Origin of the sequence: Streptomyces sp. PR69 (genome assembly GCF_026420845.1) — a bacterium.
Lineage (GTDB): Bacteria > Actinomycetota > Actinomycetes > Streptomycetales > Streptomycetaceae > Streptomyces.
In genome coordinates this window covers 1-12,009 of record NZ_JAOWCB010000027.1, presented here as the reverse complement: position 1 = coordinate 12,009, position 12,009 = coordinate 1, and the positions used below count along the sequence as shown (strand labels likewise).

8 protein-coding genes are annotated in these 12,009 nt (G+C 70.0%); 6 read left to right on the top strand and 2 right to left on the bottom strand.

Features of this window, described 5'->3' with window-relative positions:
• Nucleotides 1-30: 30 nt before the first annotated feature.
• On the top strand, nucleotides 31-1,452 hold the full coding sequence (locus OF819_RS22315) for a cytochrome P450 (protein WP_267245398.1): 1,422 nt from the start codon (nucleotides 31-33) through the stop codon (nucleotides 1,450-1,452).
• 53 nt (nucleotides 1,453-1,505) lie between these two features.
• Here OF819_RS22315 and OF819_RS22310 read toward each other — a convergent pair whose 3' ends face one another.
• Both OF819_RS22310 and OF819_RS22305 read right to left on the bottom strand, forming a co-directional pair.
• Nucleotides 1,506-2,765, bottom strand: a complete 1,260-nt coding sequence (locus tag OF819_RS22310) for a pyridoxal phosphate-dependent aminotransferase (protein WP_267245397.1) — start codon at nucleotides 2,763-2,765, stop codon at nucleotides 1,506-1,508.
• A gap of 5 nt (nucleotides 2,766-2,770) precedes the next feature.
• Complete coding sequence (locus tag OF819_RS22305; RefSeq protein WP_267245396.1) at nucleotides 2,771-3,877, bottom strand: tryptophan dimethylallyltransferase family protein; 1,107 nt, start codon at nucleotides 3,875-3,877, stop codon at nucleotides 2,771-2,773.
• A 617-nt stretch (nucleotides 3,878-4,494) separates the two neighbouring features.
• Here OF819_RS22305 and OF819_RS22300 point away from each other — a divergent pair.
• The 5 genes from OF819_RS22300 to OF819_RS22280 all read left to right on the top strand — a co-directional run bounded on the left by OF819_RS22300 (nucleotide 4,495) and on the right by OF819_RS22280 (nucleotide 11,530).
• Nucleotides 4,495-6,132 carry a Y4yA family PLP-dependent enzyme gene (locus OF819_RS22300; RefSeq protein ID WP_267245395.1) on the top strand — a complete coding sequence of 546 codons (1,638 nt, stop codon included), beginning with the start codon at nucleotides 4,495-4,497 and terminating at the stop codon, nucleotides 6,130-6,132.
• Entirely contained in the window at nucleotides 6,129-7,517 is a 1,389-nt protein-coding gene (locus OF819_RS22295; protein WP_267245394.1) for a pyridoxal-phosphate dependent enzyme, read from the top strand. The genes OF819_RS22300 and OF819_RS22295 overlap by 4 nt, the downstream gene beginning before the upstream one ends.
• 1 nt (nucleotide 7,518) lies before the next feature.
• A complete protein-coding gene (locus OF819_RS22290; protein WP_416370598.1) occupies nucleotides 7,519-8,793 on the top strand; it encodes an aminotransferase class V-fold PLP-dependent enzyme in 1,275 nt (424 codons plus the stop codon).
• A 57-nt stretch (nucleotides 8,794-8,850) separates the two neighbouring features.
• Nucleotides 8,851-9,600 (top strand): class I SAM-dependent methyltransferase, encoded by a 750-nt coding sequence (locus tag OF819_RS22285; RefSeq protein WP_416370596.1) that lies wholly within the window; start codon nucleotides 8,851-8,853, stop codon nucleotides 9,598-9,600.
• Nucleotides 9,601-10,120: 520 nt separating this feature from the next.
• The gene (locus OF819_RS22280; protein WP_267245392.1) at nucleotides 10,121-11,530 is read left to right on the top strand and encodes a sugar transferase; all 1,410 of its coding nucleotides are present in this window, start codon (nucleotides 10,121-10,123) and stop codon (nucleotides 11,528-11,530) included.
• Nucleotides 11,531-12,009 lie beyond the last annotated feature (479 nt).

Genomic DNA, 12,009 nt, shown 5'->3' with positions numbered 1-12,009 from the left:
CTCTTCGGGCCTGAGGCGGCAGAGGATCCCATGGGCTTGTACGAACGGCTGCGCGCCAGGCACGGACCGGTCGCGCCCGTCATGCTGGACGGCGATCTGCCCGCCTGGCTCGTCCTCGGCTACCGGGAGATTCTGGAAGTCGTCGGCACACCCTCCCGGTTCAGCCGTGACTCCCGCACCTGGCGCTGGTTCAAGGAAGGCAGGGTCCCGCCGGGCTCCCCGCTGCTCCCGATGATCGCCTGGCAGCCGGTCTGTCTGTTCCTGGACGGCGAGGAGCGCCACCGGCTGCGCCTGGCGCTCAATGTGAGTCTGGAGCGCTTCAACCGCCGTGGAATCCGACGCCATATCACCCGGTTCACCCACCAGTTGATCGACCAATTCGCCGAGCGGGGGGAAGCGGACCTCGCCGCGGACTTCGCGGAGCATCTGCCGATGCTCGTCATGACCCAGCTCCTGGGCATGCCCGATGCATACGGGCCGCGGCTGGTCGAAGCGAGCAGGGACATGGTGGCGGGCACCGAGACATCGGTGGCCAGCAATGAGTACATCGTGGAGACTCTCCAGCAGCTCACCAGGCGCAAGCGGAAAGAGCCGGGCGAGGACGCCACGTCCTGGCTGATCGAGCACCCCTCCAAACTCACCGATGAAGAGGTCTGGAATCACCTCCGGGTCATTCTCATCGCGGCGAACGAAACCACGGTCAACCTGCTCAAGAGCACCCTGCGGATGGTGCTGACCGATCCGCGGTGCCATGCGTCGCTGGCCGGCGGTCAGATGACCCTGCCCGACGTGGTGGAGCAGGTGCTGTGGGACGAACCGCCGCTGATGACCATTCCCGGTCGCTGGGCCGCCGTGGACACCGAGGTCGGCGGCCAGAAGATCAAGGCGGGAGACATGCTGCTGCTCGGCCTGGGCGCCGGGAACCATGACCCGTCCGTCCGGCCCGACCTCTCGGTCCCCCTGCACGGCAACCGCTCCCATCTCGCCTTCAGCAGCGGCCCGCAGGAGTGCCCCGGCCAGGAGATCGGCCGGGCCATCGCCGACACCGGCATCGACACCCTGCTGACGAGGCTGCCCGATCTGCAGCTGACCGTCCCCGATGAAGAGTTGCAGTGGAAGTCCGGCTGGATGACACGCCATCTGACCAGCCTGCCGGTGAAGTTCACCCCGCCTGAGCCGGGGACGTCTCCCGAGTCCGCCACGTCTGCCGCTGCGCCCGCCGCGTCTGCCGGTACGGCCGTCGCCGGCGCGGCGGCTGGGTGTCCGCTCGGGAAGCTCACCGACACCGACACCGACGCGGGCGAGGGCAGCGACTCCGGGGACGAGCCCTCTGTTCCGGCCCAGCAGACAGCAGAACAGACAGCTCAGCCGACAGCAGCTCCACCGGCGGCCGTTCCCCCAGCGCGTACATCGTGGTGGGACTCGCTGAAAGCATGGCTGCGACGGCGGTGATCCGCGGACGTCGGCCGGTACGCCGGTACGTCAGCTAGGCGCCGGCTCCCCTGTCAGGCGGCCGGCAGACGTCCGGGTACGCGGGTCCCGGCGTTCTCGGTGCTTCGAACCGAGAACGCCGGGAGGCCTTGGACAGCCCTCTCCATACGATCCAGCGCCTCTTTCATCATCCCCCGGGATGTGGCATAGCTGATGCGGACGTTGCCTTCGGCACCCGGGCCGAAAAACTCGGTCGTGCCGGCCACGACTGCGATCCGTGCCTCTGCCAGGAGAAACTCAGCCATCTCCTGGCTGCCCAGCCCGGTGGCGGATATGTCAGGGAACAGAACGAACGTGCCGTCCGGACAGCTGCACGATATTCCGGGCATCGCATTGAGCCGAGCCACACAGTAGTCCCGCGTCTCCTGCAGATGCTCCAGAAAGGCATCCCGCCACGACCATCCATGACGCAGCGCGGCCAGGGCGCCGACCTGAGCGAAGGGCGTCAGGCTGTGCGCGGCGCCGAGATGCTGGAAGGCGAGCTGGAGATCGACCGCCTCACGCGCACTCGGGGCGATCACAAACCCCATTCTCAGCCCGGGAAGGGCAAACGTCTTGGAGACCCCGATCACCGTGTGGATTCTCTGACTTCCCGCGGTGTCCAGGCTTGCCATGCTGGTATGCGCCGCGGGAGGGTAGACGATCTCGTTCCAGACCTCGTCGGAAAGGATCGGCACATCTCGTTCACGGGCTATCTCGGCCACCGCACGGAGCGTCTCCTCCGTGAAGACCGTGCCTAGTGGGTTATGCGGATTGCAGAGACAGATCAGAGCGGTGCGCGGCGATATCAGCGAGGCGAGTCGGTCCGGATCGAGCTGTCCGGTGCTCTTGTCCATGGGGCAGTACACCCGTCGGCCCCCTGCGGAATCGATGGCCTGACCGAACAGCAGGTCGACCGGATCCAGCAGTATGCATTCATCGCCTTCCCGGCAGAGCAGGTGCACCACTCCCCAGAGGGCCGCTGCCGTGCCGGAGGCCGGCACCACGCACTCAGGGGGTGCACTGATTCCGTAGCGGGCCTTCGCCACTTCCGAGAAGGTTTCCCGGAGTTCGATGAGTCCGTCAGGCGAAGAATAGAAGAAGTAGCCGTCGGCAAGGGACTGTATGACGGCGTCCGTGACGGCCTGGGGTGCGGGGAAGTCCGCTTCCGCCGCCGTCAGCGGGATGACGTCGGGGGGGTAGGTGCCCCACCGGATATGTGATCGACGCCGCAGCAGTTCGGGCTGGATCTGCGAGTCGTCGAAGAGCGATCCGGTCGCAGCCTGTGGTGACATGGCGATCACCCTCTCTGATAGCGGGCAGGCGGATGCCGGTCGTACAGTTCAGAGGACCAGTACGTGGTCATACGGGGACGGCCTTGCTGCACACGTACAGAGGCATAGGTGTGAATCCCCCGCCCGTCCGACAGCGGTCGGCGAGCCATTTGGTTCAACAGCGACACATAGCGGTCACTGGGGAGACCCACGTCGGTCATGACGGAACTGATGCGGTCCCGTGCTTCCTCATCGCTGTCCACATACAGCCACAGCGGCACGTACACCGTGGCGGACACCGGGGCACAGCCGCCGGCATCCGTGAAGGTCAGATTGCTGACCAGGGGTTGGTCCCTTATCGCGCCGGCCCTGCCGGTCAGCGTATGGCAGAACTTCTCCAGAAGCCCGGGCTCATGAGAAGCGGAAATCTCCATACAGGCGTCAAGGTCTGCCGGGGCGATGTCGTAGTGCCGGAAATAGACCTTCACACGCGACTCGGGGCCGTCGCTCAGGTCAAGGCCGAAGTAGACGATTCGATCGAGGTCGAACCCCCGGCGGGCGTAGTCGGTGACCGCGTCCCACGCCTTTCCGAACCCCAGACGCTCCAACGCCTCGCGCACCCTCTGGGGGCCGGTCATACGGCTGTTGGCGTTCGGGTTGAGATAGACCTTGAACTCAGGACCTCCCGTCGGCGTGAAGATGGCGGCATGCATCATGGCGAAGCCGGCCGGGTCCTGGTGCGGCAGAAACAGATCCGAAACCGCCGCCAGCCTGCGGCGGGCGGCGCCGAATTCTTCGATCAGCGTCCGCGTCAGCTCGACCGCGGATTTCTGCGCGGCCAGAGTGGTCAGCTCGTCCGGAACCGCCTCGACGAGCACTCGGATCTGCGCACAGCGATCCGAGAATGCCGCGGAGAACTCAATCGGCGAGCCGTCGGCGCACACATCGGAATTCCAGTCGGGACGCTGCCCGATCTGCCGCAGCCCCCACGGCGAAAGCATCCTGCGGAGAACCGCCGCGCCCTGTCCGGCATCCATGCCCGCGCTGTCGAGAAGGTCTGCTACGGCGGCGGTTCCGTAATCCAGGAAAGTGCTGCCCGCAGACACTGGTGATTCTGTTCGCAGAGACTCCATCAAATTCCTCCCCCATCTCTCAACGGGCCCGGCCGCGCCATGGCCCCGCCGTGGAGCTACCCAGCAGCTGACAGTTACATTCCTCGGCATTCCTCGGCGGATGCCGCGTTCGTCATGACATGAGGGTTATCGGAATTGCGACGTAGGTATGGTTGCGTTTACTCCATTGATAACGAGGCTTCTTCCGGACCGACAGCGGCGCACAGGGGGCTGGCGAGGCACTCCCCCGTCGGTTGTATACACCTTCGCCTGGCGGATGTGGAGGCCGTCGCCCAGGGAGACGGAAGCGGAGACAGAAGCGGAGACAGAAGCGCAGACAAGCGGAGACAGGGCAGTGGTGAGTGGAGGCGGGCCGGCTGCTCGGGGAGCCCGGCCCCCCGGCACGCCCGGCTGCCGGCCGCCGTCGCCCGGAGGACGAGGACGGCGCGGAGACCATCATGCGCAGCCCATGCGACTCATGTGACTGATGGGGAAGTTGACCGTGCGAACCGGCCGTATCCGCCATGGAAAGCCGTCCCGGGCCTGGAAGTCGGGCATAAAGAGGCCGACCATGGATATGGTCATACGATCGAAGGCTGGCGCGGGTCCGCATTCCTCGTCGGGGAGGAACAGCTGGGATGAGCAACGCCCCCATGCACCTGGAACCGCCGTTACCCGATCCGCTGTACCTCGAACCGCGGCTTGAGCCTCCGCTGGCGTCGCTGCTGAAGGAGACCGCCTTCCTCCACGGGCTGGTGGCCGCGCTGGGCTCGCCCCTCCACATCCTGCTGCCGGAGCAGATCGCGGCGAACGCGGAGCGGTTCCGCGCTGTCTACCGCCGCCACCGGCTCGCCGGGCGGATCTACTTCGCGCACAAGGCGAACCGCTCCAGCGCCCTGGTCCGGCGGCTCGCCGCCACCGGTGAGCGGCTGGGCGCCGGGCTCGATGTGGCCTCCCTGGGCGAGCTGCGGCACGGCCTGGGGGCCGGGTTCGCCGGGGAGCGGATCGTGGCGACCGGCCCCAAGAGCCCGGAGTTCCTCTGGCTCGCGGCGCGTTCCGGGGTGACGGTGAACGCCGACGGCGTACAGGAGGTGGAGGAGGCCGCGCGCCTGGTGCGCGCGTACGGGCTGCCGCGGCTCCGGCTGCTGCTGCGGCTGTCGGAGTTCGAGACGCCCGCGTCGGGCACGCGGACCCTCTCCCGCCGCAGCCGCTTCGGCACCCCTGTGAAGGACCTGGACGCAACTCTCGACGCCGTGGAGCGGCACCGTGAGGCGCTGGAGCCGATCGGCGTCGGCTATCACCTCGACACCACCGGTCTGGACGAGAAGGCCAAGGCGCTCGAAGGCTGTCTGCGGGCCATGGAGGAGCTGCGGATACGGGGGTTCTCGCCGCGCGCCGTCGACGTCGGCGGGGGCTTCGGCACCGGCTATCTGGCCCACGCCGCCCAGTGGGAGCGCTACACCACCGCGCTCACCGACGCGGTCATGGGCCGGCGGCCCCCGCTGACCTGGGGCGGTCACGGCTATGGGCTGCGCGTCGAGAACGGCACGCTCAAGGGGGCGCTCGCCCTGTATCCGGCGCACCGGCAGGTCGCCGGGGCCGGCTATCTCGACGCGCTGCTGTCCCGCCCTGCCCCCGGGCTGGGCAGACCGCTCGGCACCCTGCTGCTGGAGAGCATGTACGAGCTGTACGCCGAGCCAGGGCGCGCGCTGGCCGACCAGTGCGGTCTGTCCCTGGCGACGGTGCTTGAGGTACGGCGTACGGACACGGGCGAGCACCTCGTACGCCTCGCGATGAACGCCGGCGACGTCAGCCTGGAGGACCACGGCGTGCTGATGGACCCCGTGCCGCTGGCCCGCGAGGGCAGCCCTGAGCAGTGCCCCGAGGGCAGCCGCGAGCACGGCCGTGAGGAGGGGCCCGTGGGGGTGCACCTGATGGGGAATCTGTGCCTCGAATCGGATCTGATCAGCCGGAGAAAGGCCTTTCTGCCCCGTCTGCCACGGCCGGGTGATCTGCTCGCCTTCGCCAACACGGCCGGGTACTGCATGGACTTCGGGGCCACGCGCGCGCAGCGGCAGCCGCTCGCCCGCCGGGTCGCCGTCTGGCAGGAGCCCGGGGCGCGGGGGACGGGCGGCTGGCAGTGGCGGCTCGACCAGGAGTACTGGCCCATCACCCGCACACACCCGGACACAGACACGAACACAGGCGCAGACACGGACACGGACACACGCACAGACACACGCACGGGCACACCTACGGGGGGACCGTACGCATGAGGTACGACAGCATCACCGAGGCCATCGGCAACACCCCGCTGGTCCGCATCGCTCCGGATGTGCACGGGCTCCGCCATATCGACCTCTACGCCAAGCTGGAGATGCTCAACCCCTTCGGCTCCCTCAAGGACCGCGCCGCATGGAACATGGCCCGCCCCAGGCTGCACGGCGCGCAGCAGAGCGGGGCGACGATCGTGGAGCTGTCCAGCGGGAACACCGCCAAGGCGCTGGCGCTCATCGCGGGCATGCACGGGCTGCCGTTCAAGTCCGTCACCAACCGGATGCGCATACCGGAGATCAAGGAGCTGCTTCTGCTGCTGGGCGCGGAAATAGAGGAGCTGCCCGGGCAGTCGGAGTGCCTGGACCCGACCGACACCGACGATCCGCTGACCCTGTTCCATCAGCAGCTCAGCCGGCCGGGCGGCGCCCATCTGCACACGGATCAGTATTTCAACGACCTCAACACCCAGGCACATGCGACGGGCACCGGCCCGGAGATCATCGCGGATCTGGACGGCCGGGCCCCCGACTGGCTGATCGCATGCGTGGGGACGGCCGGCTCGTCCACCGGAACGGCCAGGACGCTCCGGGAGCACGACCCCGCGAGGCCCGTGTCCGTCGTCGGGCTGGTCGGTGAGAAGTCGGACTTCATCCCCGGCATCCGCACCATCGACGAGGTGCAGGAGGTCGGGATCTTTGATCCGGGCACCTATGACGCGATCGAGTCGGTGAGCGCCGACGAGGCCATCGACGGAATGCTGACGCTGCTCCGCCGCTGCGGGATACTCGCGGGGCCGACGGGCGGGGCGGCGTACTACGGGGCGGTCCGGCATCTCGCCTCGGTCGACGCCCAGACGGCGGCCGACGCCGTTTTGGCGGAGGGCGGCGCGCAAGGGGCGCGAGGGGCGCGAGGGGCGGAGCCTGAGCGCAGGACCGCCGTGTTCATCGTCTGCGACCGGGTGGAGAGCTACCTCGGATATGTACGGCAGCGGCGTCCCGAGCTGCTGGGCCGGCCCCCGGCGAAGAACTCCGCCGCCTCGGTCACCGAGGCCGAGATCCGCGGGGCGTCCGTCATCGGGGTCGCCGAGGCGCAGAAGTGGATCGCGGAGCAGCGGCCGCTGGTGATTGATCTGCGCGGGCCGTTCGCCTATGCCGCGTTGCACATCGACGGCTCGGTCAACATCGTGGACGAGCTCTTCGAGGAGCTGGTGCGCGGCGGACTGCCGTTCGGCAGGCGGCAACCGGTGCTGCTGGCCTGCCCGGTGGGCGAGAAGTCCGCGCGGTACGCGGCGCTGCTGACGCGCATGGGGCATCCCGATGTACGGAGCCTCGCCGGCGGCATCATCGCCTGGCGGGACGCGGGCGCTCCCCTGGTGCGTGACTGACATGGCCGGCGGCCCCATGGACCCCGTCAAGCCCGTCACGCCCATCAAGCCCGTTGATCCCGTTGATCCCGTCGATCCCGCGCGGGAGCTGAAGGAGCTGGCGTCATGGCAGCGTCCGCTGCGCGACGAGTTCCCCATCATCCGCGGGAATCCGGAGCTGGCGTACTGCGACAGCGCGGCCACCTCCCAGAAGCCGCAGGCCGTCCTGGACGCCGTCCACCGCTATCTCACCACCTCCAACGCCAACGCAGGCCGGGGCTCCTACCCCTGGGCCAACACCACGACGGCGCTGATGGAGGACGCCCGCGACCGCGTCAGGCGCTTTCTGGGCGACCCCGACCCCGAACGGTCCTCGGTGCACTTCACCAGCGGGACCACGGAGGGGCTGCGCACCGTCGCCCGTGACTGGCTGCCGGAGCTGGTGGCCGACGGCGACGAGATCGTCGTGCCGTTCGCCGACCACCAGGCGAATCTGACGCCGTGGCTGGATGCGCGGGAGCTGCTGGCCCGTCAGGGCGTGCGGATCGCGGTACGGGAGCTGCCGCGCCAGCGGGGCTCCGGCGACTACGACCCGGCGGCGCTCGCCGGCGTCGTCGGCCCGCGCACCCGCTTGGTGGCGGCGACCCATGTGCACCATGTGTACGGCGCCGATATGAACGTGCACCGCATCCGGCAGGTCGTCGGCCCTGAGGTGCCCATCTGTCTGGACGCGGCGCAGAGCATCGGCCATCTGCCGGTCTCCGTGGCGGACCTGGACGTGGACTTCGTGGTCTTCTCCGGCCACAAGGCCATGGCGCTGCCCGGCACGGGCGCGGTCTGGGCGCGGGGGCGGCGCGGGCCCGCCTTCCGGCCGGGCGGCTGGTCCGGCACGCCGAACACCGCCGGGGTGGCCAGCCTGACGGCCGCGCTCGACTGGCTGGACGCCGCGGGAACCGACCGGATAGAGCGCTGGACCGCGGCGCTGACGTCCCTGCTCACCGATGGGCTCAGCCGGATGGACGCATACGAGGTCCTGGGCTGTCAGACGAGCCTGGCCGCCGGGTCACGGGTGCAGCGCCGCCGGAGCATCGTGACGTTCCGGCACCGTGAGATCGGCTCGCAGGACCTCGGCTTCATCCTCTTCAGCCGCGGCTTCATGGTGCGGTCCGACGGCCACTGCCAGGCCGGGGGCTCACCCGGCGGCGGGAGGGACGCCTCGGTGCGGGTGAGTCTCCACATACACAACACCCCTGAAGAGGTACAAGGGTTGCTCACAGCCCTCGCCAGTCTGCAATGATTTTCATAAGCAGGGCTGGGCCACAACGGCGGAGGCGCACGAGCGGTGATGGGCAGCATGAGCACGGTGACGGCCGCGCGGTGGGTGGAGCGCTGGGAGAGCCAGCAGCAGCGGTACGCGGTCGACCGCGAGGAGCGGTTCACCGTCATCGCGGACGTGGTCGAGCACATGGCCCTCGGCCGGCCCGCCCCGCTGATCCTCGACCTGGGCAGCGGCCCGGGGGCGCTGGCGGCACGGCTGGCGGCGCGCCTGCCGGACGCCGAAGTGACGGCCGTCGACGCCGATCCGCTGCTGCTGGCGCTCGGGCGCGCGTACTACGGCCCCGCCCTGCGCTACGCCGAGGCCGTGATCGGCGAGCCCGGCTGGCTGGACGGGCTCGCCCCTAACCGCCCGGTGGACGCGGCCGTCTCCACCACCGCCCTGCACTACCTCAGCGAGCCCACGCTGGGCCGCGTCTACCGGGAGCTGGCCGACCGGCTCGGCCCGGGCGGCGTGCTCGTCAACGGCGACCACATCAGCCCGGACTCCCCCCGCCTCGCCGACCTCGCCGTCGTCATCGGCCGCCGCCACGCCGAACGCCATCTGGCCTTCGCCCACGATGACTGGGACTCCTGGTGGACCTGCGCGGCCGCCGACCCCGAACTCGCGCCGCTGCTCGCCGGCGTCGGCCCACGGCGGCATCCGCGCTGCGAGGGCAACGACCTGACGCTGTCAGGCCATATCTCCCTGCTGCGGCAAGCGGGCTTCGCACACGCGGGGACGGTCTGGCAGTTCGGCAACAGCCACGTCCTGGTCGCCGTCCGCTGAGCCCGCCGCCGGACGCCAGGTCCCGGCCGTCCTGAGCGGCCGGCCGTCCGGCGGACGTGCTGTGGAGGCGTTTCAAGGTCGTTGCATTTTCATATGAAAAGCGGAAGACACCTTCCGAATGCACCCCGTGACCACGGCCTGGATGGATCTCCGACACGGGCCATGACCTGCGCGGGGAGCGGTGCGGACCGATTCGGGGAGGCTCGGCGGCCCTGCCCTTCGCTACGCAGCGTAGCCATGGCGCAAAGCAGTTGGGGATAAAGGTGATGTATCCGGGCCTAAGTGTGAACGTGTTCTGTAGAACGTGCGTGTGGCGTAATGTTCTCTGGCACGCAAGGCGGGTGTAACCCACCGAAGCGACACGAGCGCCACGAGCTGACGATTCCAAGCCTGGGGGGGCGTAGGCACCTTGGGGGACGTTCACATTCGTACGTATGAGACGCATGAGGCTGCAGTGCCTTCCGTGCGCGGCGCGCGCCCCCGCGACGGAGCAGCGGCGGCACGGGTACGTGGACACCGGGTGAAGGCGCGGTGGTATCTGCCCGCAGCGCTGAGCGTGGACGTCGTCGTCGCCGCGGGGTCGGTGGGCACGGTCTTCGATCTGGCACGGCAGCCGCATCCCGCCGTGTCCGCCGCGCTCGCCGGGCTCGCCTGGGCGGGCGTGCAGACGGCCAGAGGCCGGTACGCGCGCGTGGCGCTCGGGGAGTCGCGGGGCGCGCTGCCCGTGCTGCACGACTGGTTCATCCTGATCGCCGTGCTGGCGGTGGCGTCGATCGCCGCCGCGCAGAACCCGGATCCGCTCATCGCGCTGGGCGCGCTGCTGCCCGTACTGGCGTGCACCCTGATCTGCCGTCGGGTGACGCACCGTCATCTGACCGCCGCCCGGCGCGAGGCGCAGGCGGTGGACCGGGTGCTCGTCGTCGGCGAGGCGGCCGCCGTGGACAGCGCGCTGGGACGCCTGGCGACGCGTACCGACCATCCGTACGCCGTCGTCGGCACCGTCGTCGTCGGGGACGGGGCGCTGGCCGACGGCACCCGTGCCGACGGCAGGGTCGACCCCGCCGCCCTCGACCCGGGACTGGGCGCCGGGCATGAGGGCGGCCGGCTCGTCGTGGACGTCGCCCGCCGGCACCAGGCGGATCTGGTGCTGGTCGCCCCCGGCGCGAGGTTCGCCGGCGACCGGCTGCGGGGGCTGTGCTGGGCGCTGCACGACGCGGGGCTCGAAGTGGCGCTCGCGCCGGGCCTGGTGGAGACCTCGGTCAAGCGGCTCACCGCGGCGTCCGTCGCCGGGCTCACCGTGCTGCGGGTGGCCCCGCCGGTGAGCCGGGGCGCGCAGGCGGCGCTGAAGACCGTCGCCGACCGGTGCGGCGCGGCGTTCGGGCTGGCGCTGCTCTCCCCGCTGTTCCTGCTGCTCGCCGTGGCGATACGGCTCGACTCGCGCGGGCCGGTCATGTACCGGCAGCAGCGCATAGGGCGGGACCAGCGGCCGTTCACCATGTGGAAGTTCCGCACGATGGTCGCCGACGCGGACCGGATCAAGAGCGAGCTGGCGGAGCGCAACGAACACGACGGGCTGATGTTCAAGATGCGCCGCGACCCCCGGGTGACGCGGGTCGGCCGGCTGCTGCGCCGCACCTCGCTGGACGAGCTGCCGCAGCTGATCAATGTGCTGGCGGGTGATATGTCGCTGGTGGGTCCACGCCCGCCGCTGCCGGAGGAGGTGGCGGCGTACGACGGCACGGAGCTGCGCCGGCTGCGGGTGAAGCCCGGGATGACGGGGCTGTGGCAGGTGAGCGGACGCTCGGACCTCTCCTGGGACGAAACGATTCAGCTAGATCTTCACTACGTCGACAACTGGTCCTTCAGCAGTGACCTCGACGTGATGAGCCGTACGCTCCGGGCCGTGGTCGACGGCCGCGGTGCGTACTGAGGGCGCGCCATGGGGATGCCGCGCCCTGAACTTGGGGCTCCGCCCCGGACCCCGCACGGGGGCTCCGCCCCCGCACCCCCGCGCCTCGATCTCCCCCAGACTCCGTCCGTGCGGACCCCCACGGAGGTGCCCTCAGGGGACCCCCACGGAGGTGCCCCCAGGCGGGGCTGGATGTGCCCGGCGTCCGACACAGGCACCCCCGGGCGGGGCTGGAATCGCCCCGCTTTCGAGGACACGGCCGAAGGCCGTGCAGGGGCGCTGGAGCAGCCCGGCGCGCCTGGGGAGTGCCGTCAAAGTAGCGTCGTCCGCCCGGAGGGCGGGCCGGGCGCGTCTGGTGCTGGGGGCGCCCCCGCGCCCGAAGGGCCGCGGGGGAGATCGCAAGGCGCAGGGTGGGGGCGCCTCCCGGGCCGCCAGGCCCAGGGGGAGAGAGCACAGCGGGCTGCGCTGACGACCGACAACGCCGCGAGGGTGCGCGCCAG